The sequence below is a fragment of the Janthinobacterium sp. TPC_1 genome (assembly GCF_056037845.1).
Map to the genome: position 1 here is coordinate 450,125 of NZ_CP195157.1, position 25,241 is coordinate 475,365.

The following is a 25,241-nucleotide window of genomic DNA, read 5'->3' on the forward strand; positions in this document are numbered from 1 at the left end:
TCGAATGAATACCTGAAATCGTACTGATACATGACGCCTTTGATTCCCGCCGAACTGTTACAAAAGTCGGACAAAATTCTTTTCATCGCCCATCTGGCGCTGGGAGACTTTACCTACCTGCAAAATGGTTTCCGCGCCTTTGCCGCGGCCTACCCCCATATTCAGATCCACCTGTGGGTCGACGAAGTACGCCGCACGTCCGATGCCAGGCAATGGGAAGGCTTGCGCACCTATTCGCTGTACGACTGGGTAGAGCAGTCGGGCCTGTTCGCCAAGGTATACCGCAAGACCTACAGCCCCGCGCTCTATGAAGAGTCGCTGCGCGAGGCCAAGGCGGAGCACTATCCTGTCGTCGTCTCGCTGGCCCACGTACGGCCACAGCAGTATGCGGATCTTGCGCGCGCAATCAGCCCGAACGGGCTGGTGATGGCACGCGCAAGCCGTTCAGCCCACTTCGCCCCTGGCATTACCTGGCCTACCGCAAGATCGATGCCGTACTGGCATCGTATGCGGGACAGGATGCCGGCGAGCACCATATCAGCAGCGTGTATGCGGACTGGTTCCATCAATTGACGGGACTCGACATTCCCGTGGCCGAACGCTACCCTTTCGTGCACATCCCCGAGCACGCACTGCAGCAGGCGCAGGAGCAGCTGGCCGCCTGGGGCTTTGCCCCGCGCCAGGGTCCTCTCGTACTCCTGAACCCGTTTGCCAAGTCACACAAGCGCGGCTGGCCGCTGGAGCGCATTGCCGAGCTGATCGCGCGCATGCAAGCGATGCCGAAATGGCAGCATGCCTGCTTCCTGATCAATGCCATGCCGCAGGAACTGGCCAAGGTGAATGCCGTCGTGCAGGCGCATGGCTTGCCGCGTACACACGCCTTCAGCGCCGTCGACAACTTCTTCCAGCTGCCGGCCATGCTGGCGCAATGCGACCTGATTATTTCGGTGGAAACATCAATCATGCACCTGGCGAACGCCGTGCATGTGCCCGTGGTGGCATTGATGCGCAAGAAGAATCCGGAATGGGCTCCCTTCGACAGCGCCAACAGCACCGTCATCACGGTGGCGCGGCGCAGCGACTGGGTCAAGGCGATCTCGGTCGATCAGGTATTGCAGACCATCGCCTAGACGGCTCTAGCGCGGCTAGCCGGTGCCCAGCATGCTGATGCGCACCAGGTCGGCCACATTATCCACACCGAGTTTGTCCATCAGGCGCGCCTTGTGCACTTCCACCGTGCGCACGGAAATGCCGAGTGCCGGAGCGATATCGCGGTTGTGCTGGCCCGTGACCACCAGCTGCATCACTTCGCGCTCGCGCGGCGTCAGGGTGCGCAGCAAGGCTTGCCCCGCCACCTGATGCTGCAACTGGCCGCGCGCATGCGCCTCGCGCGAAAACGCTTCCTCGATGGCGGCCAGCAGCTTGTCGTGGTCAAACGGCTTTTCCAGGAAATCGCTGGCCTGCGCCTTGAATGCCTGGCGTGCCAGCGCCACGTCGCCATGTCCCGTAATGATAATAATTGGCAACATGCAATCGAGCTCCAGCAGGCGGCGCTGCAGGCTCAGGCCATCCATGCCGGACATGCGGATATCGACCAGCAGGCAGCCGGCCCAGTCGGGCCGCCAGCTGTGCAAGAAATCCTCGCCGCAGGAAAACAGGGCCGTGCGGTAGCCGCGTATGCCCAACAGCAAACCCAGCGCATCGCGCACGGCGGGATCGTCGTCCACGATAAACACCGTCAAATTACTTGTCACCATACTCTCCTGTAGCGGCCGCGCTGGCGCGCGCCAGGGGCAGGATAAAACGAAAAATGCCATGCTTGCCCACTTCGGCCCAAAGCTGGCCGCCATGCGCTTCGACGATGCTGCGGCTGAGCACCAGCCCCAGTCCCAGGCCGCTGGCCTTGGTCGAGACAAACGGTTCGAACAGGCGTGCGTGCCGCCAGGCTATTGGAAATGCCGGGCCCGCTATCTTCCACGGACAGCCGCAACCGCCCGCCTTCGAGGCGCTCGGCCGACACCGTGATGCGGCGCTGGCCGCGCGGCTGGCCCATCACCGCATCCTGTGCATTGGCCAGCAGATTACGCAGCACCAGTTCGATTTGCAGGCGGTCGGCATTGACGGCCAGCGGCGACGGCGGCGCCAGCACCAGCTCGATGCCATGCTCGTGGAACAGCGGCGTGAACTGGCGCGCCATGCCCGCGATCAAGGCACTCGCTTCCACCGCTTCGAGCTGCATCGCGCCGGTACGGAAAAAGTCGCGCAAGCGGCGCACCACGTCCGCGGCGCGTCCCGATTCCACGATCATGTGCCCGATGGCGCCTTGCAGCAAGGCGCCTTTCTCGCCCCGTTCCAGCAGGTATTCGCACGCCTTGCCATAGGTCGACAAGGCCGTCAGCGGCTGGTTCAGCTCGTGCGCGAGCGCGGCCGCCATCTCGCCGGCGGCCGCCAGGCGCATCGTGTGTTTCAGTTCGTCAGCCACTTGCCGCATTTCATCGACGACGATACCGATAAAAAAGCCCACCAATGCCAGCACGGCATCGAGCAGCTGCAATTCATAAAACTGGATATCGACCGCATGCGTCCATTTCACCAGGGTAATGATGCAAAGTTGCAATACAAACACGGCCAGCATGGCGCCATGCAAGCCCTGGCGCGAGGCGGCCCAGATCACGGGGAGAAACAGGAAATAGAAATGCTTGTATTCGGAACGCACGATGGAACCGAAAACGCTCCACAGCACGAAGCTGGCCAGGGCCAGATACGCCAGGGTTTCCCAGCGCCAGACGGCGGCATGCAGGCGTTCGCGCCCCCGCTCGCTGAACAGCACCCAGATCAGCGGCATCGACACCAGCATGCCGACCGTGTCGCCGATGCCGAAACGCCATACGGCCGTCCCCCATTCGCCAGCCGGGATGCGCCCCGTCAGCGACAGCAGGGAAATATAGCCGAGCGCATTGAGCACGGTGCCAGACAGGACGATCCCCACCCAGGCGCTCAGGCGGCGCCGGTTGTCGAAGATATCGCTGCTGCTGAAACTGCAGCGCAGTGCCGCGCCGATACCGCCATAGCCGAGCACCAGCCACGCCGAACAGAGCAAGGTCAAGGGCAGTCCTGCCGGCATGCCGCGCACCAGCACCTCGCCAGCCACGAGGGCAATAAACCACGGCAGTGCCGCCTTGCGGCCGTGGATCAGCCAAAATACCAGGCCCAGCGCGGGATCGGGATTCCACGGGGTGATGTTCAGCCCGTACATCGGGTCGATATACGTCGCCCAGTCAAACAGCAGATACAGGCCGACAAAGGCGGGATACGGCAAGTAGCGGGACAGGAATGGGTGCATAACGGTGTTTTTTTAACTGTCCCGCATTATGCATCGCAAGCGTGCGCCACGCCATGCCATCTTGCGTTATAAGCACATGAAAATAATTTTCAGGCAATATCGCAAGCGCTGCCAGCACGATCAGGCCTCGGCCAACGGCAAGCGCACCTCCACCAGCAAACCCAGGCCGCCATTACCGCGGTGCAACTGAATCGTGCCGCCGTGCTGGCGCACGACGGAAGCGACGATGGACAAGCCCAGGCCGCTGCCTGGCTGCGCCTGCTGCGGCGCGCGGAAAAAGCGGTCGAACACGCGGTCATACAGCGCCGGCGCAATGCCCGGCCCCTGATCGGCCACATGCAGCACGGCCTGGCCCCGCTCCGCATGCAGCGACACCGTCACGCTGCTGCCGCGCGGACTGTACTTGATGGCGTTTTCCACCAGGTTGTCGATCAGCGAAACGAGGCTCTCGCGCTGTCCGGGCACACTGAGCGAGATGCTGGCTTGCAACTCAAGCTCGATCTCGCCCGCCTGGGCCAGGCCGGACAGCGCCGCCAGGCGGTCTTGCAACAAGGTATCGAGCGCCTGCCGCCGCGGCAGTTCGCCCGCGCCCGCCTGCACTTCGCTGCGCGTCAGCTGCAGCAGCTGGCCCACCAGGCGCGCGGCCCGGTTGCCGCTGTTCAAGATACCGTCCAGCAGCTCTTGCTGGCGCGCATCATGTACCTGGCCCTGCAAGGCCTCGACATTCACGCGCATGGCCGCCAGCGGCGTGCGCAGCTCATGCGTGGCATCGGCGATGAAGCTGCGTTCGCGCGCAGCGCTGGCATCGACCCGCTGCAGCAGGGCATTGATATTGTCGACCAGTGCCGCCAGTTCGCCATGCGGCGGCTTGAACTCCAGCGGACGCAAGTCCTGCGGCCCGCGCGCCGCCACCTCCTGCGCCAGCTTGCGCCAGGGGCGCATGGCCAGGCGGATCGACAGCCAGGCCGGCACCAGCAGGAACGGCAGGCTGATCAGCAACGGCAGCAGGTAGTAACCGCGTGAATTGATCGTAATGAACAATTGCCAGGCGCCTCCCGCTTCCAGCACCGTCACGCGCGTGTTGCCCTCGGCCAGGCTGCGGCTGCGCCAGGCCTGGCCCTTGATGTACACCACTTCCATCTGTTCCGGGCCGGCGCTGCGGATGCCGCTGGGCGCATCGGGCGACTTGTAGACCAGCTTGCCCTCGCGCCAGACCAGGATGCGCGGCGCCAGTTCCGGCACTTTTCCCGTTTCAAACTCCTCGCGCAAGGCTGCGTCAATGGCGCGCAAGCTTTGTTCCTGGCGCTGCGGCTGCTCGGCCAGATTATCGGCCACGCTGATAATGGCGTGCAGGACGCTGCGGCTCACCGTGCTCGCTTCGTCCGCTCCCTCGACCAGCACATACGCCACGGCCAGGCTCCACACCATGGTCAGCATCAGCATTTGCGCCATCATCAGGCGGCGCACCAGGGTAGGCTGGCGCAGCGTGGCCCAGAAACGCCCCATCATGCGCCGGCACCCGGCTGGGCCGATGTCTCGCCCTGCTGGTCGATGACATAGCCGACGCCGCGCACGGTACGGATATACCTTCGCCTATCTTGCGGCGCAGGTTACCCATATGCACATCCAGGGTATTGCTGGCATTGGCCAGCCCGCCGGGCAGGATATGCTCCTCCAGCACGCGGCGCGTGATGACCCGGTTGGCGCGCATCAGCAAGGTCTTCAGCAAGGCATATTCGCTGGCCGTCAGCTCCACCGGCCGCCCGTGCACGCTGACACGGCGCGTGGGCACCTGCAGCAGCAGGCCGCGCAGCTCGATGGTGTCGCCGTCGAAGCCATAGCTGCGGCGCGCCAGCGCGCGCACGCGCGACAGCAGCTCGGCCAGCACGAAGGGCTTCACCAGGTAATCGTCGGCGCCGCCATCGAGGCCCCGCAAGCGCTGTTCCAGCGTGTCGCGGGCGCTGAGGATCAGCACCGGCAGGCGGGCCGCGCGCAACCGGGCCAGCAAATCGAGGCCATCGCCATCGGGCAAGCCCAGATCCAGCAGCACCAGTTCGCAACTGTCGTGCTCGATGCTGCGCGCAGCGTCTTCCAGGCTGCGCACCCAGACTACTTGCATGCCCTGGTCGCGCAAGGCAATCCGCACGCCGTTGCCCAGGTCCATATCGTCTTCTATCAGCAGTATCTTCATGGTGAGTATTAAACCACCGCAAGCTGAAGAATGGGTAAAGAAGCCTTCTTCATGCAATCTTAATAAAAGGCTCATTTTTCCTTCATGGCAAGGACCGATACTGTCCGCAGTCAATCGAGCCACTCCGGACTCGGTTCTCCACCTGACGGAACACTCCATGCACGCACCCACAACCCTGCTGACCTCGCTGGCACTCGCCAGCGGCATGATCCTCAACCCGCTGGCCGCCGCGGCGGCCGAACCGCCAGCGGAAAATGTCTTCACCATCGGCGGCGGCGTCGCCGCCGTATCCAGCTACTCCGGCTCCGACAAGCTGTCGGCCTCGCCGCTGATCATCCTCGACTACGCCATGGCCAATGGCGTGTTCATCAGCACCTCGCGCGGCATTGGCTATGGCGGCCAGGCCGGGCCCTTCAGCTACAGCGCCGGGCTGGGCTACCGCGGCAAGCGCGAAGACCACAAGCGCACGGGTGTGAACGGTTTCGGCGGCAGCGATTATCTGAAGGGCATGGGCGAAGTCAAGGGCAACGCCAGCGCCCTGCTCAGCGCCGGCTATTCGCCATTGCCGGGCCTGTCGCTGAGCGTGTCGAGCGATATTCCCCTGTCGAACCGCGAAAATGGCGCGAATGTGCATTTCGGCGCGACTGGCCAGGTGTACGGCCGGGCCGATGCCAAGGGCGTGCAGCAAGACAGCGTGAGCATCGGCGGCCAGCTGAGCTGGGGCGAGCGCAAGTACGTGCAAACCATGTATGGCGTGACGGCCACCCAGGCCGCCAATACCTCGTTCAAGCAATACACGCCCAAGGGCGGTTTCTATGAGGCGCAGGCCACCATCAACTGGGAGCACCGCTTCGATGCGCGCTGGGGTATCAATACCCTGGTCGGCGTCGAGAGCGCCTGGGCGACGCGGCCAAGAGCCCCATCGTGCAGCGCAAGACGGCGCCGATCGGTGCCGTGTACGTCACCTACCGCTATTGAAACGGGGGCGGCATAAGGGGAACCCGTACGCTGTTTCGCCAATTTACAGGGGGGGAAGGCATGGATAAGATGACATGATTTTCCGACCAGATCCTCCCTGCCATGCATGCATCGCGTCTTGCCCCGCAACGCCACCGCGCCGCCGACAGCGCCGCGGGCGCGTGCGGCATGCCGGGCCAGGATACCTTGCTGCTGCTCCTGCCCGTCAAGCGCGCCAGCGACATCATCTACGGCGCGCGCTATGCCAGGCGCCTGCAGGAATGGGGCATCAAGGTTCGCGTGAACCTGTTGCACGTGACACCGGCGCCGCCACGCCAGGCCGACGGCCTGCCCCGGCACGGGTCCAGCGCATGCCAGGCACTGGACCTGGCCACGCAGCAGATGATGCACGAGGCAGGACTCTACCTGAGCCGTTCTCATCTCGCCTTCAGTACCCATATTTTCGCCGGCGAGCTGCTGTTTACGATACTCGATACGGCTGAATTGCTCGGTTGCCACGAAATCGTCCTGCCGGCCCTCCGGCACAGCCCCTGGCAGCGCCGCTTCGCCGGCGCGCTGGCGCGCAAGCTGGCGCGCGCCACGCGCAGCGCCACGGTATTGCTGGCCGATACCGACGGCATGAGCGGGCCGCCGCCCGCCTGAAGCGCCGCTGGCGCCACGCCCCATTCACATTCCTCATGGAAACTAATTAATGACACCAACCATCACCCTGCACGCAGGCTTGACCGATATGCCGCCAGGCATGTCGCGCACGCGCGAGCTGCTCAAGCTGCAATTGCGGGCACAGCTGCAGCGCCGGCAGACGCGCATCTGGCTGCAGCTGCTCAATTCCCATCCCGTGTTCCACGAGCTGCTGCAAGCCTATCCGCGCATGATGCACAAGGTGTACCGCCATTATCTGAGCACGAATCTGTCGTGCCGCCAGCGCGTCGCCATGCTGGTCGAACACTATGATTTCATCCTGCAACAAGGCTGGGGCAAGCTGATGGCGCAGGCGGCGCGCGCGCCGGTGCGGCTGGGCACCGTGCCGGGAAAGTCGGGCGCGCCCTACCATTTGCAGCTATGTTCGCTACAACCGATGGACCGCGAAGGCGAGATGGTTCTGCAACTGGTGCATGGCGATGACATGCTTTACTCGGTCGCGTTTACCTTTTTCGGTTCCCGCGCGCGCGCCAGCATGGGCGTGGGCATCGGCTGCATCCAGGGTCCGCACGGCGCGGAAGGCTTGCGCCGCGTGCGCGAGGCAACGCGCGACCTGCATGGCATGCGCCCCAAGGCCCTGATGGTGCGCCTGGTGCGCCAGTTGGGACATGAACATGGCTGCCGCACCATGGTGCTTGTAGGCAACGCCAACCGCGCCGTGCATCACGCCGCAAAAAAGAGCCGTCTGTTCGCCGACTACAATTCCCTTTGGCAAGAACTGGGCGCCCAGGCACGCCAGGATGGCGACTTCGAATTGCCATGCGAAAATCTGCCCTTGCCTGCCCTGGAAGAAATTCCTTCAAAGAAACGTTCGGAAGCCCGCAAGCGCCACGAACTGACATTGGCCATGATCAGCAGCCTGCGTAGCGGTCTCGACGCCCATCGCAGCCCCGTGCAGGTCGCCACGGCAGGCGCTGCCGCAGCTGCCAACCAGGTGGGGCTATCGGCCGATCTCGACGACGACTACGCTTCCGCTGCCGCCTGAACGTCCCCGGCCACCGCACGGCGCCCGCCCTCGCGTCGTTGCTCGCCGTCACTTCCGCATCGCCGTTCCTGTCGCACGCGCTTCAACCCGTGCGCGGCACAATCCTGTTACGCTAGCGTTATCGGCATGCACTGCGGTGCGCCGGTTTCCCCAACGCTTACTAGGAGGCATTCATGCGCGTAGACATCTACCGCCGGGCCGAGCACGACGGCATTTTTTCCTATCTCGCCGTGCCGGAAGGAAAGCTCATTCCGGAAGAAGTGACCAATACCGACTGGCAACTGGAAGTACGCGCCAGCGAAGTGGCCGACGATGCCCAGGTCTTGCCCGACTACCATATCGAACAGCCGCACCAGCAAATCGCTGCCAAGGGTTATGCGATCACGGGCCTGAAAGACATGTAAACGAAAAAAGCCAAACCTGCATGCCTGCGGTTTGGCTTTGCTGTACGCGCCGGGCAGTGCCGGTCAGTATTCGACCGCCACCTCTTGCGCGCCCAGCATTTGCTCCAGCGCCATCTGCAATTCATCCGATGGCGCCACTTTCCACTCGTCGCCAAACTGCAGCACGCAGCTGACGCCTTGCGGGCTGACCTTGGCTGCGATCGGCAAGCCATCCACAGCCCGGTGCGGCATGATCACGTCGCTGATGCGTTTCATGTCCAGCGTCGTGGGCAAAGTCAAACCTAGCTGGCGGCCATACTGCACGCGCGCGGCGATGATGTCGAAGGCGCTCTCGGCCGTGATACGCAAGCCGCCCGAAAAACGGTCTTCCGACACCTTGCCCACGACGGCAAGGAATTCATCTTCCTTGAAGATTTTCCGGTTGGAATCGAACAATTCGCCGTACACCGTCACCTCGACGGTACCGCTCTTGTCGTCCAGGGTGACGATGAGGATCTTGCCGCGCTGCGTCATCTGCGTGCGCAAGCCCGTGATGACGCCGGCCATCATGCGCGGCTCGCGCGACGGTGACAGTTCGGACAATTTCGTGCGTGCAAAACGGCGCGCCTCGGGCGCATACGAATCGAACAGGTGGCCGGACAGGTAAAAGCCCAGCGCGATCTTTTCTTCCGTCAGACGCTGTTTATCGCTCCACACGGGCACCTTGACGTACTCGGGCGGCGCCACCATGTCGCTGTCGTCGCCGCCGAACAGGCTCACCTGGTTCGCCGCCTTGGCGGCCTGGTCGGCGCACTCCATGGCGAAGGCCACGGATGCGAGCAGGATGGCGCGGTCGACCTTCAGGCAATCGAAGGCGCCGCTGCGGATCAGCGACTCGATGGTGCGGCGGTTGATTTGCTTTTTATCAACACGCTTGCAGAAATCGAACAGGCTCGTGAAAGGTCCACCGGCCTCGCGCGCGGCGATGATGGCTTCGATGGCGTTCTGGCCCGAGCCCTTCACGGCACCCAGGCCGTAACGGATCTGCGTGACTTTCTTACCGCTCACGGACGGCGCCGCGCCGCTCGGCATGAAGCGGTAATCGGATTCGTTGATGTCTGGCGGCAACAAGGTCAGCTTGCAGATTTCCAGCGAGTCTTCCACCAGAATCTTGATCTTGTCCGTGTCGTCCATGGCCAGCGACAAGTTGGCGGCCATGAAGGCGGCCGTGTGGTGCGCCTTTAAATACGCCGTGTGGTACGACAGCAGGGCGTAAGCGGCGGCGTGCGATTTGTTGAAACCGTAGCCGGCGAACTTTTCCATCAAGTCGAAGATCTCGTCGGCCTTTCCGCCGTCAAGCCATCTTTCGCCGCACCGGCGCGGAAGATCTCGCGGTGCTCGGCCATCTCTTCGGCCTTCTTTTTACCCATGGCGCGGCGCAGCATGTCGGCGCCGCCCAGCGAGTAGCCGCCGACGATCTGCGCCATCTGCATCACCTGCTCCTGATACACCATGATGCCGTAGGTTTCGGACAGAATCGATTCCGTGCGCGGATCGGGATAATCGAAGCGTTCGCCGTGCTTGCGCTTGCAGAAATCGGGAATCAGGTCCATCGGGCCCGGACGGTACAGCGCCACCAGCGCGATAATGTCTTCGAAACGGTCGGGACGCGCATCTTTCAGCATGCCCTGCATGCCGCGCGACTCCAGCTGGAACACGGCCACGGTCTTGGCCTTGGTCAGCAAGTCGTACGACGGCTTGTCGTTCAGCGGCAATGTTGCCAGATCGAAATTAGCTTGCGCGGGATCAAGCTGCTTGATGTAGCGCACGGCGCGGTCGAGAATGGTGAGGGTCGTCAGACCCAAAAAGTCGAACTTCACCAGGCCGACGGCTTCCACGTCATCCTTGTCGTATTGCGACACGACGCCCGAATCGCCGCCCTGCGTGTACAGCGGACAAAAATCCGTCAGCTTGCCCGGGGCGATCAGCACGCCACCCGCGTGCATGCCGATATTGCGCGTGATGCCTTCGACCTGCTGCGCCAGGTCCAGCAGCTGCTTGACCTCTTCCTCGTTTTCCAGGCGTTCCTTGAGCAGCGGTTCTTCCTCGATGGCATCGGCGATCGACACGGGCTTACCGGGCTTGAACGGGATCAGCTTCGAGATGCCGTCGCAGAAGTTGTAGCCGAAGTCCATCACGCGGCCCACGTCGCGGATTGCGCCCTTGGCCGCCATGGTACCGAAAGTGGCGATCTGCGAGACGGCCTCCTTGCCGTACAAATCCTTGACGTGCTGGATGACGCGGTCGCGCCCTTCCTGGCAAAAGTCAATATCGAAGTCGGGCATCGAGACGCGTTCAGGATTCAAAAAGCGCTCGAACAGCAGGTTGTACTGCAATGGATCGAGGTCGGTAATGAGCAGCGAATACGCGACCAGCGAACCGGCGCCCGAACCGCGGCCCGGGCCGACGGGCACGCCGTTTTCCTTGGCCCACTGGATAAACTCGGCCACGATCAAGAAGTAGCCGGGGAACTTCATGTTGCAAATCGTGTCCGTCTCGAATTTCAAACGCGATTCATAGCGCGGGCGCTCCTTTTCGCGGCGCTCGGGATCCGGATACAGCTGCAATAGCCGTTTTTCCAGGCCCGCCTGCGATTCGGCGACGAGGAACTGGTCGATCGTCATGCCGTCCGGCGTGGGGAAGTTTGGCAGTTGCGGCTTGCCCAGGGTCAAGGTCAGGTTGCAGCGCTTGGCGATTTCCACGGAATTGGCCAGCGCGGCCGGCAAGTCGGCAAACAATTCCGCCATGTCGGCCTGCGACAGGAAGCGCTGGCTGTCATTGAAGCGCTTTACCCGCTTGGCGTTGGCCAGCATTTCGCCTTCGGCGATACAGGTGCGGGCTTCGTGGGCAATAAATTCTTCAGGGGAAATAAATTGCACGGGATGCGTGGCCACCACGGGCAAGCCCAGCTTGGCCGCCAGGGCCACCGCATGGCGCACCTGCGCTTCCTGGTTGGCCTGGCCGCCGCGCTGGATTTCGATATAGAAATGTCCAGGGAAAATCTCGGCCCAGCGCTGCGCATTGCGCTCGGCCAGGGCCAGGTTGCCATTCTCGATGGCGATGCCGACGTCGCCGAAATGCGCGCCGGACAACACGATCAAGCCATTCGCCGCGCTCTCGCCCGGGTACAGGTCGTAGGTATTCGTCGCCAGCGCCTGCAGCCACTCGATGCGCAGTTCGGCGCGCCCCTTGTACTGGTTCGTCAGCCATGCCGTCGACAGCAGTTCGCACAGCTGCAGATAGCCCATGCGGTTCTTCGCCAGCAACAGCAGGCGCGACGGTTTTTCGCGGTTGTCGTCATTCGTGATCCACACGTCGACGCCGACGATGGGCTTGATGCCCTTGCCGCGCGCTTCCTTGTAGAACTTGACCATGCCAAACAGGTTCGACAGATCGGTGACGGCCAGCGCCACCTGCTTGTCCTTCGCCGCCGCCTTGACCACGTCGTCGATGCGCACCAGGCCGTCGACGATCGAATACTCCGAGTGCACGCGCAAGTGGACAAATGCGGGCCCTTGCGGGGCTTGCGGTGAACCTGCCGGAGCGCCGGCCTCTTGCATTACCATTTCCATCCTGTGTACCGTTTCGTGCAAAATTCAATGGGGTCTATTCTACCGCGTCGCGCGTACGGACCGGGTATCCTGCCTGGCCTGTCGGGCTTATAATATCGGCTGTTCAGTCTAAGCCGATCGCCATCATGCAAGCCATCACCCCAGCAACACCCGCCGTTTCCGCCACCGTCTGCCCGCCGGCCGCCACGTTTGTCAATATCGCCGCGTATAAATTCATTACGCTGGCCGATACGGAAGCCATGCGTCCCTTGTACCAGGAGCAATGCCTGGCGCTGGGACTGAAGGGCACGATCCTGCTGACACCGGAGGGTATCAACATGTTCCTGTCGGGCACGCGCGAGCATATCGACAGCTTCCTCGCCTGGGTGCGCAGCGACGACCGTCTGGCCGATCTGGAATGGAAGGAAAGCTTGTCGAACGAGCAATCGCACAAGCGCATGCTGGTCAAGCTGAAAAAAGAAATCATCACCATGCGCATGCCGCTGATCAAGCCGGAACTGGGCCGCGCCCCGTCCGTCGACGCGCATACGCTCAAGCGCTGGCTCGATGCCGGCGTCGATGACGCGGGTAAACCGGTGGTCATGATGGAAACGCGCAACGCCTTTGAAGTGGACGTGGGCACGTTCAACAACACGCTCGATTACCGTATTGACAAGTTTACGGAATTCCCGGCCGTGGCCGCCGCCCACAAGGACGAACTGGAAGGCAAGACCGTCGTCACCTTCTGCACGGGCGGCATCCGCTGCGAAAAGGCCGCCATCCACATGAAGGAAATCGGCTACAACAGCGTGTACCAGCTCGACGGCGGCATTTTGAAATATTTCGAGGAAGTGGGCGGCGAGCACTACACGGGCGACTGCTTCGTCTTCGACTACCGCACGGCCCTGAACCCGAAACTGGAACCGACGGAAACCGTGCAATGTTTTGTGTGCCGCGCCGTCGTCACGCCGCGCCAGCAACTGGCGCCTGAATATGTCTACGAGGTATCTTGCCCGCATTGCTACAACAGTGACGAAAAATGAGAAGCGGCTCCCCGCGCCTGCAGTAAACTGAAATGCCCATCCTGGCCGTTGCCTGCCAGGATGGGCATTTCCATTCCGCCAGCACATGGCGGTCATTGTGACGACAGTTAGTCAGCCAACTTCAACCGGTTTGCCCGCCACCAGCTACGGCCGAACACCAACAACGAGAAGAACGCCAGACCGGTCAGAAAAACCCGCCAGCAAGCTATTCGACAAGCGGCTGGTGCGGCTTTCTGGCAAGGTGGGTCCCGCAATAAAGCGGCTCTTTTCCAGATAGACGGCCGTGGCTTTCTGATTATCGACCGTAATCGTATTGAACACCTCCTTGACTGACTCATCATTCAAGTCCCTCTTCTTGAAGACATTTTCCTTGATCGATTCGAGCGAACGCAAGACCGCCTCGCCGGACTTATTGCTATCGAGCACAACCTTGGCGCCATCATAGTATTCGCGCAATATGAGATTTTGCTTTTGTTCACGCAGCGCCTTGAGAATTGCTTCGTTTGCCATCAAGGCATCTACCTCGGTTGACATCAACTGCGTCGATGGCGACAGATAACGCGCATTGTCCTCGGTCACGCTGACCACCTGGCGGCTTCCCTGCCCCGCAGCATCAGGATAGCGCGAAACAATTTTTCTCAAGGTATCGCCTTTACGGGCAAAACTTTCCAGCTTCTCTTTGTTGCTGATAATCTCATTATCAAGCTTGGTAATCTTGCTCGTCAAATCCAGGTGTTTGGAACGCAAGAAGTCGGAATATACCAGGTAAATCACACTATCCATCGTATAACGGCCCAGCAGGGCAACCATACGTTGCCCATCCTGAGGCGTCGTCGCCTCGTAACTGATACGCAAACCGATAACATTATTGCTGATATCCTTGGCTGTATCCATCAACTCCTTGGCATCGAGCTTGGTCATCGGATAAATCGGCTCCAGAAATTTGGAAAAATTGTTGCGCACGATCAGCGTATGGCGTAACTCTTGCACCGTAGGGTCATTGTTCAGCTTAACTTGTTGCATATAGTCGTCAAAGCGACCACTACTGCTTAATGCCGCCACATAGCGCTTATAGTCGCCCAGCGCGATACCTGGAGGTGGCTCCTTTTCTTTTTCTTTTTCTTTCTCTTTATCCTTGTCTCTTTCACCATTGACCTGTTCTTTCAGTACCGGAATTGCACCGCCAAACTGGAAAAGCCCTCGCTTTTGTACGTTGCCGTATACAAGGTAAATAATACGCACAATATCATCACGACCACCGTACCGCCCACGATCAATTTACGGCCTTTCCATAAAACGATCAGTACCTCCGTCAAGGAAAATTCAGGCGCACCTTGCTGCTCTGGCGCTTGTTTCATTTCTACCAATTTGTCCATGATTCTTCTTTAAGTAATAAGTACATCAAAAATAAAAGCAATTATCTGACCATCAGTCTGCATTGGCCTGGCGCGCCATCACGACGACCGGGCTATTGGATTGCGCAGTCCGCTGGGCATTCCAGACCCAGTCCTCGATACCGCACTGCGGTTCATATTCGGTAACGATTTCCAGCAACAACGTTCGTACGGCGGCCTGGTCAAACTGATCGCATGCCATCGTCAATGCGCTCAGCATACCTTCCAGCTTTGCCCAGGGGATTTCAACCTCGCGCGCACGCATGATCAACGGATGATCCGTACCTTCAACATTGTCTCCAATCAACAATTCCTCATACAGCTTTTCGCCTGGACGCAAACCAACATGATGAATTTCGATGGTGCCATCGGGCGCCTGTTCACTTTTGACTTCCAGTCCACTCAAATGCACCATGCGCTTGGCCAGGTCGACGATCTTGACAGGGTCACCCATATCCAGAACAAAAACATCTCCCCCCTGTCCCATGGCACCCGCCTGCAATACCAGCTGCGCGGCCTCGGGAATTGTCATGAAATAACGCGTGATTTCCGGATGCGTGATCGTAATCGGCCCGCCCGCCATAATCTGTTTGCGGAACAAGGGCACAACCGAGCCAGACGATCCCAGTACATTGCCAAAACGAACCATACAAAACCGCGTCTTGTCCTGTTTACGGGCAAATGCCTGCAAAATCAGCTCTGCCAGCCGTTTGGTGGAGCCCATCACATTGGTTGGACGAACGGCCTTGTCTGTAGAAATGAGTACAAAACGCTTCACCTGGGCATCGATCGCAGCACGCGCCATGCTCAGCGTTCCCAATGCATTGTTACGTATACCTTCGATTGGATTGTGCTCCACCAAGGGAACATGTTTATACGCAGCGGCATGATACAAAGTTTCAACACGGAAAGTTCGTAGTATTCTTTCGCACTTGGCTGTTTCCAGCACGGATCCCAGGAACGGCAGCAACTCCACCTCGACCCGCAGGATTTTTTTCAATCCTTGCAATTCTTGTTCGATGGAATACAAGGCAAATTCCGACATTTCATACAGAATCAGACAAGCTGGCCGCTGACGCAATATCTGGCGGCACAATTCGGAGCCGATCGAACCACCTGCGCCAGTCACCATGACTGTCTTGCCAGAAATGCACATAGCCATCAAGTCCTGATCCGGCTCCACCGCGTCGCGCCCCAGCAAATCCTCGATTTCGATTTCGCGCAAATCCTGCACCTGCGTACTGGCGCGTATCAAGCTCTTGATCGGCGAAGTCACCAAGGTCTTGATTTTCAGCGGTTCCAGCTTTTCCAGAATACGGCGTTGCTGCGCCTTGCTCAGGGACGGCATGGCAAGCAGCACCTTGCTGATGTCCTTGCTTGCCACCAAATCAGACAAAGCTTCGGGTGCATATACCCGTATGCCGCCGATACTGGCGCCATGCAGTTCTTTCTTGTCGTCAATCAGAGCGACTACCTTGTACTCGCCAGCATGGTTCAGGGCCTGGGCCAGTTGATTGCCGGAAGCGCCAGCGCCATAAACGACCACGCGTATGCCATCCGCACGCCGGTTAGCGTACAAAAAATACGCGCGCGCCAGGAAACGGCTGGCCGCCACATACATGATGGCGCACACCCAGAAAATACCGAAAACGCCGCGCGACAAACCATTCATGCCATTCAAAAACACGGCCATGGCCAGCAATACGGCCACGGACAAACTGACGCCAAGAAAAACCACATAAACGATCTTGTAGTCGATAAAGCGGATCACTGCGCGGTACAAGCCCAATTTGATAAAAATAGGCAATGAGACGAGCGGCGCCGCCAGGATCAGCCAAATGTAGGGGGAAAACTGGGCATTTGCCAAGCCATCGAAACGCAATGCAATCGCAATGCAAAAAGTCAGCGGCAAGAAAAACAGATCAGCAAACGCCGCCACAATTTGCTTGTGAAAACGCGAAAAATTGAATATCGGCTTCATTCAAAGGTTCCTTTTTCTACAGCGGCTGGCGCCAATGCCAGGCAGCACCTGGCCTGCGCCATGAGCGATACGCGATTGCCAGGCACAATCTCTGGCAAACCGGACGAGATATTCATCAATGGGTCACTCCATCCCGGCGCACCACCTTCAGGAACGTCAGGAACAGAATGCGCAGATCCAGTGCCAGTGAACGGCGCTGCAAGTACTCGGCATCCAGTTTGACCTTCTCCACGATAGGCAATTCATCGCGCCCATTGATTTGCGCCCATCCCGTCAAGCCAGGCAAGATGCCATCGACACCATGGCGGCTGCGCAATTCGATCAGATCGATCGTACTGGTTGAACAAGGCCGGACGTGGCCCCACAAAGCTCATGTCGCCCTTCAATATGCTCCACAATTGCGGCAATTCGTCGAGGCTGGACTTACGCAAAAAGGAACCCACCGGGGTCAGGAATTGCTTGGGGTCCGGAAGCAAATGCGTCGCCACAGCGGGAGTATCGACACGCATGGTGCGAAACTTCGGCATCTTGAATATCTTGTTTTGCCGCCCCACACGATCAGACCAATAAACAATGGGCCCCGCGGACGTCAGCCGCACCATCAGGGCGACCAGGCCAACCGGAATCAGCAGCAACAACGACGCGATCAACGCCAATACCAAATCAAATACTCGTTTCATTCATCTTCCCTGATATGTATTCCCGTCCCGCGCGCTCGAGTGCTGCGCTACTATTGTATGGCGCGCGCCAACCAAGAATGGACTTTGCTTTAGTTGTATCTACCAGCAATTGTGCGGTCAATTTCGCATACATCTGCCGCTTCCCGCAGAGCGTCGCCACGGCCCGTACCACGGCCGCAGGAATGGGCCATATATGTTGCTTTTTTCCCATGCCCGTCCCTATGTGCCGGAAAATATCTCCCAGCGTCAAACTTTGCTCATCGGACACAAGAAATGTTTCTCCGGCAGCGGCCGGATGCATGGCGCACACATGCAGAAAATCCACCAGATTCCAGATGCTTAACAAACTGCGCCGGGCGGCGATTCTACCAAAGGGCAATGGCAGGGACTTTGCTGCCAGCTTGAGCAACAAGGCAAAATTGCCCGGTGCATCAGGGCCGAAAACCAGCGTCGGACGCACAATGACAAATTGCATTTCGGATGCTGGAATCAGCTCCCCTATCATTTGCTCTGCTTCATACTTGCTGATCGCATACAAGTCATGCGGAGCTGCCGCATCGGCCTCCGTAAATGGATGCGCAGCGCTGGCATTCCCATTCACGCCGATCGAGCTGACAAAGACGAAGCGCTTGACGCCGCAACGCGCCGCATCGGCGATCAGGTGCCGCGTCAGCTCCACATTTACCTTGCGAAACTCCGCCAGCGGATCGGCCACCTGATCGTGCAAGACATGGGCACGCCCGGCAAGGTGGACGACGACATCGCAGCCCTCAAACACCCGGCTGTCCGGCGCCAGCGCAGCCAGATCCTGGACGACTTGCCTTACCTTGACCGGCTGCGCGCCCTGCGCACGCACGATCGCCCGCACCTGGTGCTGCTTATCGCTCAAGTGGACGCATAACTGCCTGCCGATAAAGCCATTTGCACCAGTGACGGCGATGTGTCTGGATTCACCTTGATTATTTTGCACAATATAATTACCTGAAGAAAAACTACGATGCCAGCTCACGCTGGCAAGGGCGAATGGCCATCTATAAATTGCGATACTTTCTGGATGCATTCCAGGCATAGTTCACGAAATACCACGACGAAGCCAGGACGCCCAATTTTTCCAGGTCGCGATAGGCACGCCACACTTTCATGGCCGACTTGCTCTTGTTGCGGGAGAGTGATTGATTCACCACGCGGTAACGCATCAGGTCTTCGCGCAAGCCATGCGCGACCAACCCGCGCTTGAGCACGGTCAGCCACAGGGCAAAATCATCATAATAGGTGCGCGTGATGGCAAATGGCCCCGTCTTTTCGCGATCGATGATGGCCGTGGACGTGGCGATTGCCGTATTGCCCAGCAACTGCCGATACGTGAGGCTCAAGGGGATGGCAATCGGTTCGCCACAGCTATCGCCGTTCTCGGAAATGCGCCGGAAACTGGTGTAGGACAAGGGGGCCGCAGTACTTTCCATGAAAGCCAGCTGGCGCGTGAGCTTTTCCGGCAGCCACACATCATCGCTATCGAGAAACGCGATATAGCGGCCGCTGGCAGCCTTCAAGGCCGTTTCGCGCGCCACTGCCGCGCCACCGTTTTTTTCATGGCGAATCAGGCGAATGCGTGCGTCATCCGCAGCCAGGCGCTCGATGACGACCGCGCAAGTATCATCTTTCGAACAATCATCGACGATCAACATTTCCCAGTGCGGGTAAGACTGGCTTTGCGCCGAACGTATCGTCGCTTCCACAAACCTGGCCGCGTTATAGGCCGGTGTGATGATCGATACCAGTTTATTATTTTCCATGCCACAAATCCCCTGTAGGTAACTTTTCACGCGCACGGTCCAGCCAGCGCAAACCAACGCGACGGCCGATGTCAATTTCCGGACGTACAGGCCTTGCCTCATCGAATACAGCCAGCTGATCCCATTTCTTGTCCAGCATCTTGGCAACCACGCCCATTTCGCTACTGTCGTCGGCGGCCACTTCCGGGTCGTCGGCTTCGAGCATGCCGGAACACAACGCGCGCACGATCCTGTCGGCGTCGGCACCCGCAAAATAGCGGTAGCGCGTGGGCGTCAGCGCTTCGACAAAATCCGTGAATTGAGCAAAGCGGCGCGCCATCGTATAGCCGTAGCGCAAGGTGCGGCGAATCACATCCAGCGGTTCATGCTGTTCCAATGCCTGCAGCTTGTGCAATTCGCTACGCTTGTCCAGATGCACGGCGATACCCGCTTCCTGATACGTGGAATGGCCCAGACAAATAATTTTCTTGCCGCAGGCACCCGCCTCAAACGCCGCGCTGCTGCCATTGACCAGCAAGATGTCGCATTGCTGGATCAAGTCAAAAGTACTGGCTGTTTCGCGTGCGCCGATGCAGCGGATGCCCTGGCCTTTTGCCCAGTCGGCATAATAGCGTTCGGAGCTGGCACCGTCGGCGACGCCAATCTTTTCGCTCCAATTGGGATGACAACGCAGCACTACATTCGCCGCGGGAATACCCAGCGATGCCAGCACCAGTTCAAAGCCCTCCACATAGCTTTCCCAGCCGCTTTCCTGTTCAGGGTGTCCCTGAAATTCATTACGGCTGCTTGGCAGTATCAACACCTTGGGCCCGGCAACGGCATCGGTCGGCCAGTCGGCCTGGGTGGCATTCAGGTTATAGGCACGCCACTCTTTCAGATTCGTGCGCACAAAGCGCGAGGCGATTAACTGGGCCGCCACGCCAGCCTGGCGCGCGGTCAACGGCACGTCGCGGTACTGGATATTCAGACGGTCGACGTCTTTCAAGGATAGACAATTAGCTTGTGGGATGAATTGCAACCCATCACTAAACCATGGCCGTTCCATCGTCAGGTAAGGAATGTCCAGCTGTTCGCACGCATAAGTGATGGCACGCGTGCCATCCATCCTGCCATTAAAGCAAATCACGCCATCCAGCTGATTGCTCTTGATCCATTGCGCGGCATTGCCAAACATCGTTTCGACGGGCTTGTAGAATGTTTCTCTAAGCGCCAGATAATCCGGCAAATGCGTATCGGCCTCCGTTTCGGTACGCAGCAAGGTGCATGCGCTCGATGAGGCCAATAAGTTACGTTCATCTTCGGACAAGTTGACGCGATGCTTGGCGCGGACCGACGTGATTTGCGAAACGGGAACGAACGGATACCGCCTGCCATGCAAGTAGGACATTCCGCCAACTTGGAGGTTCCCTTCAAGGCCCGCCCATAACAATTGTCCAGCGCACCGTCGCATGTCAGGAAGAACAATTCATGGCCGGCCTCCTTCAGCAGTGTCGACACATAATACAAATGTTCGACATGGGGCCGAAACGAATACAGGGAAACTAAACCTAAACGCATTTTTACACCTACTTTATTTTGTAATTCTGAATTTGGAAAACAATACGCCAAACATGATAAATTCAAATACGATGAAGGGGAAGCTCATGATGTCCGGCGCGCGAAAAGCAATGGCGACAAGAAAAGAATTGTATAGACGGAAGAGACGAAACCGACACGCATGAGCGACATCTGCTTTGCCTTGGTGAAAAAATTCGCTACACCAACTAATCCCCCCAATATCAAAGTCCCCACAAACAATAAAACATATCCGCCATCATGAAATAATGCTCCTGGCAAAGACGGAAAACGTCCAGCCAGGAACCAATCGGTACTTTGAGGGCCTATCAGGCCCAGTTTGGCGAAAATCCCACGCATATGATTGAACAGGATAAATGGATCACCCGCATAATCAGTCTGATGCTGCAAGTACTCGGCAAAGATGAAGGCGCTATGACATAAATAAGTGATGATCAACATGCCAAATGCGACCAGGGACCCAAGCGCAGGAAACGATTTTTCCAGAAGCGCCGGCCAGGTCGCAGTTTTCAATTCCATATACTCTTGCATCGCCTCAAGATATTCGGCGCCAGAAACGCCGTCATGGGTAGCACTGGCGCGCGACATGAACACATAGAAAATATACATGATGGCGATCCCACCCAATATCAGCAAACCTATTTTTGTTTTTTTTGAAAAGGTATATGCCCTGCCACCGCGTTCCCGGCGGATAACATAAAACGCCACTGCGAAACATAGTGTCAACAAAATAATCGACCTGCCGCCGATCAAAATCGAATTCAACATTAAAAAGAAGAACAAGCCAAGCAAGGCAATGCCGATCTTTGCCGGACGCAAGAGCCTGGGGCTCAGCATGAGTGGAACGAGCGTCAGGATAAAACAGGTCGAGAGTGCATATCCAATCATGCTATACGGCGATGACACACCTTCGCGTCCCTCGCCCAACTCGCGCCACTCTTCTCGAGCACGCGCCAGCTCACCGCTATAGTCAATATGCTGCACCTGGATTTTATCGAACATCAACGCCAGCAAACCGACCAATGCCAATAACAAAGTGAAGCGAATTAACTTATCCGAAATACCTTGTACCTGTTGCAGATAATAGCCACTATCCACGCGCAGTTTTTTTTCAAGAAAATAATTGGTCAATACCGCCACCAACGACGTCAGCGCCACAAATCCGGCATCCAAAAATACCACCTGATTCATTTCCGACGTCATTGAATATGCCGGTGCAAGTAATACCAGCAAGAAATATAATATCCAGACCCCTACAAATACACGCAAGCTATAAGGCATAAATCCTGCTTTAATAAAATTTCAATTTGACAATTCGCAAGACAATAATGTCACGCTATTGTTCAGGGCTGAGCCAGACAGAATGAACTCATACAGGACTGCGCCTGCGTAACTCTGCCCCGTCGCCTGCGTAACAGGAAAAGACAGCAGGTTGTCACCAGCGACCAAATCCTGCTCATGTTCACCCAGACGCAAACGCCCACCTGCAGCAGCATGCAGCTTCATCCTAAGGCTGGCCGCAACTTCTGACGATAGCGCAATCCTGGTACGTTCACCCATGCGCGCGACCAGCATCTGCGCCTGTAACTGGCAATCGAACCCCTCATATAAATAGGGTATTGCGTCACGCTGTGACGCATCCAGGTTGACCGGCGGTAGCCATATCAGCCGCTGGCCTATCGGCTTGGCGGGCACCCCTGCCACGATACTGTATGGCGCAACAGATTTGCTCACCACGGAGCCGGCGCCCACCACGCAGCCCCGCCCTATCGTCACGCCTGGGAGGATCATCGCGTTGACACCAAGCCAGCAGTCCTCGCCAATCTCCACCGGACGGTCATAATCGCTAGCCAGCCTGGCGCCCGCAGGAGCTGCGACACCTTCGTGAAAAAACTGTTCCTGCCATTGAATCGGCAAGCCTGGCCAACGGTCAAAAATATGCGTACCCGAAGAAATGAAGATATTCGGTGCCAATATGCAGTTCGCACCGATTCTGACATTGCCATTCAAAGTCACACCTTTTTGCAGCGTGGTCCTGCTACCGATCGACAGCACGCCATTGCTGCGTATTTCAATATCACGATAAAACCAGCAATGCGAGCCGATCGCGACCCGAGATGCAGGTCCGATCTCCAGCACAGAAGCAGCGCCAATTTTTGTGGAATGACCAATCCGCAGACGGGCAGCACTACCTTCAATACGGACAGAAGGATGCAACCGGACACGCTGACGCGCCCAGAAAAAACAGCTCCACCAGCGCCAGAACGGTGAAAGCTCGAAAATTCTTTTTATTTTTTTCACGAACCAACCTTATATCCTGCAAAAAATGCAACAACAGCATTCACAATATAGTTTCCCACTGCCAAAAATAAGGCCAGCAAAGTGAAATTATATGGGTCGCTCATCCAATCAGCACCCTGCAAGCCATAACGGCAATACAGGAATGCCGTCAAAATCAAAAAAGATTGCGTGACCAGCAAACTAATGTGCCGATGCACGATGATCAAGTAGCTTGACCAAAAATCCGATACCCTGAAGGCAGCGGCCAACAGTAAAGGCAGGAACAAAGGCAACGCCTCAGTATATTGCCCATACCATTTCGGAATAATCCAGGCAATCAGGTAGTTCGCCAAAAATGCTGCCGCAAATGAAAACAGCAATAAACCAATTGAAACCATGGCTGTGACGCGCAGCGCCTTGCTGTCCGATCCGGCAACCCGCCGCTGCGCAATGAGTGGAAACAAGCCGGCATTCAACAAGCTCTGTATCGACATGGCAGCCACCAAGGGTATCCACGAAAATGAATACAAACCGAATTGTTTGGCACTCAGGGCATCGGCAGCGATCCACCGATCGGCACTGCTGCTCAGGAAAGCCAATGTCGTCCCCAACAACAATATTCCCGCGACAGACCACTCTTTACGCGTAAATCCCTTCTTGCACAAACGTAGGAAAATACCCCACGAAAAATGGGCAGCAGACAATAACTTCTGCATGATCCGGCCAGCCAGGACAAGGGTCACCAATAACTCGCCCAACAAGATGCCGATACCGCCCCCCCCCAGCAATGCGATGACACTAGCCAGTACCATAGAGAAAACTGTTCTCGACAGAATATGCATGGAGTACGGGATCATTTCCAGCCGGCTACGGCTGTCCAATACCAGCAACATAAAATTCTGCAAAGCCCAACCATGTAGGACTGCAATCAAAAAAACCAGCGCACTGACTTGCAGCGGAACAAAACGCAACAACGGCAGAAAACACAGCAACAATGCCGCCATCGATGTAATCATGCCGGCCTTGCCCAATATCACCAGGCCATGGCGATAGCGGTGATGCGCAAATACAGTCGGTAAATCGCGCTGCGCCAGTATTTGAAAACCAAAGCTGCCAGCCACACAGAAGAATCCGGATATCAACAGCGCCTTGGACAGCAGTCCAAACTCAGCAACGTCCAGCAGTTTGGCGTAAATACCTATCCGCACCAGGCCGAGCATGGCTGCAAAACCAAGTATGGGTGTATATTTCAGGTGCGCAATGATGCGCGCCGTCATTGATCTGGTGCGAGCAGCTATATTCAACAATTCACATCCGCAATCTGTTTCAGCCTGTTCGGCGCGACATTGTCGTGCTGAACGCCGTAATCGAACAAGGCGAACTGCATCTGCAGCAGCAATCGTGGCTGATGCATGGGCGTACTGCCTTTATGCATGCAATACGTATCCTCCGCAAATCCGGTACCGGCCTTGCCGTTAATGCTCAAGATATTCTCTTCACCATAAAACTGTTCAATTTCCTGATCGCGCCAGCGTCGAACCAGGAAATGGTCACGTAAGCTCAAACGTGGCGGACGCGTATGCGATCCTGGCACGCAGACATGCGCCCCATCATTTTCAACGTCGCTCAGATAGAAAAAGAACTTGAAGAAACTGAAATCATCCAGGTCGCTATGAAATACATGCGCATGGCGCACCCTATCCTCCGCAGAGGCATCTACAGGGAAGGTCCACCAGCAATTTGTTCCGACGTGCGTCGGTATGCTTCCCAAATACTCGGCGGCAACTAACAACAGGAATGGATCATTACGCAACTGTTCTATCGCCGGGCAATTTTTTTCTGTGTTCAGGTATTGCGCCACCAATACCGGCTTGCCCAGGTGCGCTTCCGCATCACCCCGTTGCTGCGCCATAAAGCCTTTTTCAGGTTCACGGTCCGCATAACATGACGCTTGATCGGTATACGCGCAAATCTCCGCCAGCAAGGCCGGCGGCAAGGCCAGGCCAAAAGCGACACCATCGCGCCGCAACTCTGCTACAAAAGCATCCGGATCACAATTGGCAAAAACGCTATTGGGCAGAGCGGCGCGCAACTGTTGCTTGTATTCCTCCCAAGCATTTTTTTGCGCATAGTGCCGTCCGGCCTTCACCGCATGCCGTACCAGTCTGAAACGAGCAATACTACGCATCGCCACATATCCTGGATTTTTCTTGAATGATCCAGCCAATTGCATCAATTTTGCTACCGCCATTTATGCTCCCAAAGGCATGCATCAGAAAAAATTACCGAGGTCGCCAGGAAG

19 protein-coding genes and 4 pseudogenes are annotated in these 25,241 nt (G+C 57.8%); 7 read left to right on the forward strand and 16 right to left on the reverse strand.

Annotated features, from left to right (window positions below; genetic code table 11):
- Positions 1 to 30 precede the first annotated feature (30 nt).
- The gene (locus ACQVLG_RS02190; protein WP_474292645.1) at positions 31 to 573 is read left to right on the forward strand and encodes a hypothetical protein; all 543 of its coding nucleotides are present in this window, start codon (positions 31 to 33) and stop codon (positions 571 to 573) included.
- The gene (locus ACQVLG_RS02195; RefSeq protein ID WP_474292647.1) at positions 546 to 1,130 is read left to right on the forward strand and encodes a glycosyltransferase family 9 protein; all 585 of its coding nucleotides are present in this window, start codon (positions 546 to 548) and stop codon (positions 1,128 to 1,130) included. The genes ACQVLG_RS02190 and ACQVLG_RS02195 overlap by 28 nt, the downstream gene beginning before the upstream one ends.
- 15 nt (positions 1,131 to 1,145) lie before the next feature.
- Here the strand turns inward: ACQVLG_RS02195 and ACQVLG_RS02200 are convergent, their stop codons facing one another.
- The 5 genes and pseudogenes from ACQVLG_RS02200 to ACQVLG_RS02220 form a co-directional block, all read right to left on the reverse strand.
- On the reverse strand, positions 1,146 to 1,757 hold the full coding sequence (locus ACQVLG_RS02200) for a response regulator transcription factor (RefSeq protein ID WP_230539874.1): 612 nt from the start codon (positions 1,755 to 1,757) through the stop codon (positions 1,146 to 1,148).
- The gene (locus ACQVLG_RS02205; RefSeq protein ID WP_474292649.1) at positions 1,744 to 1,878 is read right to left on the reverse strand and encodes a hypothetical protein; all 135 of its coding nucleotides are present in this window, start codon (positions 1,876 to 1,878) and stop codon (positions 1,744 to 1,746) included. Before ACQVLG_RS02205 ends, ACQVLG_RS02200 begins: the two co-directional genes overlap by 14 nt.
- Positions 1,879 to 1,996: 118 nt before the next feature.
- Positions 1,997 to 3,343, reverse strand: a pseudogene (locus ACQVLG_RS02210) (MASE1 domain-containing protein); the annotation flags it as partial.
- Between the two features lie 120 nt (positions 3,344 to 3,463).
- Positions 3,464 to 4,852, reverse strand: coding sequence for an ATP-binding protein (locus tag ACQVLG_RS02215; RefSeq protein WP_474292651.1), 1,389 nt, complete (start codon positions 4,850 to 4,852; stop codon positions 3,464 to 3,466).
- Positions 4,849 to 5,534 (reverse strand): annotated as a pseudogene (locus ACQVLG_RS02220) (response regulator). Before ACQVLG_RS02220 ends, ACQVLG_RS02215 begins: the two are co-directional and overlap by 4 nt.
- 157 nt (positions 5,535 to 5,691) lie before the next feature.
- Between ACQVLG_RS02220 and ACQVLG_RS02225 the strand changes: the two are divergent.
- The 4 genes from ACQVLG_RS02225 (at position 5,692) to ACQVLG_RS02240 (ending at position 8,603) form a co-directional block, all read left to right on the forward strand.
- Entirely contained in the window at positions 5,692 to 6,528 is an 837-nt protein-coding gene (locus ACQVLG_RS02225) for a MipA/OmpV family protein (protein ID WP_474292652.1), read from the forward strand.
- An 86-nt stretch (positions 6,529 to 6,614) separates the two neighbouring features.
- Positions 6,615 to 7,154, forward strand: coding sequence for a universal stress protein (locus tag ACQVLG_RS02230; protein WP_474292653.1), 540 nt, complete (start codon positions 6,615 to 6,617; stop codon positions 7,152 to 7,154).
- Positions 7,155 to 7,203: 49 nt separating this feature from the next.
- Positions 7,204 to 8,199 (forward strand): VirK/YbjX family protein, encoded by a 996-nt coding sequence (locus ACQVLG_RS02235; RefSeq protein ID WP_230539880.1) that lies wholly within the window; start codon positions 7,204 to 7,206, stop codon positions 8,197 to 8,199.
- Between the two features lie 173 nt (positions 8,200 to 8,372).
- Positions 8,373 to 8,603 carry a DUF6139 family protein gene (locus ACQVLG_RS02240; protein WP_230539881.1) on the forward strand — a complete coding sequence of 77 codons (231 nt, stop codon included), beginning with the start codon at positions 8,373 to 8,375 and terminating at the stop codon, positions 8,601 to 8,603.
- A gap of 63 nt (positions 8,604 to 8,666) precedes the next feature.
- Here ACQVLG_RS02240 and dnaE read toward each other — a convergent pair.
- Positions 8,667 to 12,214, reverse strand: a pseudogene (dnaE, locus tag ACQVLG_RS02245) (DNA polymerase III subunit alpha).
- 125 nt (positions 12,215 to 12,339) lie between these two features.
- Here dnaE and ACQVLG_RS02250 point away from each other — a divergent pair.
- The gene (locus tag ACQVLG_RS02250; protein ID WP_474292655.1) at positions 12,340 to 13,236 is read left to right on the forward strand and encodes a sulfurtransferase; all 897 of its coding nucleotides are present in this window, start codon (positions 12,340 to 12,342) and stop codon (positions 13,234 to 13,236) included.
- A gap of 144 nt (positions 13,237 to 13,380) precedes the next feature.
- Here ACQVLG_RS02250 and ACQVLG_RS02255 read toward each other — a convergent pair whose 3' ends face one another.
- The 10 genes and pseudogenes from ACQVLG_RS02255 to ACQVLG_RS02300 form a co-directional block, all read right to left on the reverse strand.
- Complete coding sequence (locus ACQVLG_RS02255; protein WP_474292656.1) at positions 13,381 to 14,478, reverse strand: lipopolysaccharide biosynthesis protein; 1,098 nt, start codon at positions 14,476 to 14,478, stop codon at positions 13,381 to 13,383.
- 186 nt (positions 14,479 to 14,664) lie between these two features.
- Positions 14,665 to 16,611, reverse strand: coding sequence for a polysaccharide biosynthesis protein (locus ACQVLG_RS02260; RefSeq protein WP_474292658.1), 1,947 nt, complete (start codon positions 16,609 to 16,611; stop codon positions 14,665 to 14,667).
- A gap of 115 nt (positions 16,612 to 16,726) precedes the next feature.
- Positions 16,727 to 17,291: pseudogene (locus ACQVLG_RS02265) on the reverse strand (sugar transferase).
- The gene (locus ACQVLG_RS02270) at positions 17,275 to 18,300 is read right to left on the reverse strand and encodes an NAD-dependent epimerase/dehydratase family protein (RefSeq protein WP_474292660.1); all 1,026 of its coding nucleotides are present in this window, start codon (positions 18,298 to 18,300) and stop codon (positions 17,275 to 17,277) included. Before ACQVLG_RS02270 ends, ACQVLG_RS02265 begins: the two are co-directional and overlap by 17 nt.
- Before the next feature lie 22 nt (positions 18,301 to 18,322).
- Positions 18,323 to 19,120 carry a glycosyltransferase family 2 protein gene (locus ACQVLG_RS02275; RefSeq protein ID WP_474292662.1) on the reverse strand — a complete coding sequence of 266 codons (798 nt, stop codon included), beginning with the start codon at positions 19,118 to 19,120 and terminating at the stop codon, positions 18,323 to 18,325.
- Positions 19,074 to 20,471, reverse strand: coding sequence for a capsular polysaccharide export protein, LipB/KpsS family (locus ACQVLG_RS02280; RefSeq protein ID WP_474292664.1), 1,398 nt, complete (start codon positions 20,469 to 20,471; stop codon positions 19,074 to 19,076). The genes ACQVLG_RS02275 and ACQVLG_RS02280 overlap by 47 nt, the downstream gene beginning before the upstream one ends.
- Before the next feature lie 254 nt (positions 20,472 to 20,725).
- On the reverse strand, positions 20,726 to 21,940 hold the full coding sequence (locus tag ACQVLG_RS02285; protein WP_474292665.1) for an oligosaccharide repeat unit polymerase: 1,215 nt from the start codon (positions 21,938 to 21,940) through the stop codon (positions 20,726 to 20,728).
- A 21-nt stretch (positions 21,941 to 21,961) separates the two neighbouring features.
- The gene (locus ACQVLG_RS02290) at positions 21,962 to 22,960 is read right to left on the reverse strand and encodes an acyltransferase (RefSeq protein WP_474292667.1); all 999 of its coding nucleotides are present in this window, start codon (positions 22,958 to 22,960) and stop codon (positions 21,962 to 21,964) included.
- A complete protein-coding gene (locus ACQVLG_RS02295) occupies positions 22,957 to 24,216 on the reverse strand; it encodes a polysaccharide biosynthesis protein (RefSeq protein ID WP_474292668.1) in 1,260 nt (419 codons plus the stop codon). Before ACQVLG_RS02295 ends, ACQVLG_RS02290 begins: the two co-directional genes overlap by 4 nt.
- Positions 24,217 to 24,239: 23 nt before the next feature.
- Positions 24,240 to 25,190, reverse strand: a complete 951-nt coding sequence (locus tag ACQVLG_RS02300) for a phytanoyl-CoA dioxygenase family protein (RefSeq protein ID WP_474292669.1) — start codon at positions 25,188 to 25,190, stop codon at positions 24,240 to 24,242.
- Between the last annotated feature and the right edge of the window lie 51 nt (positions 25,191 to 25,241).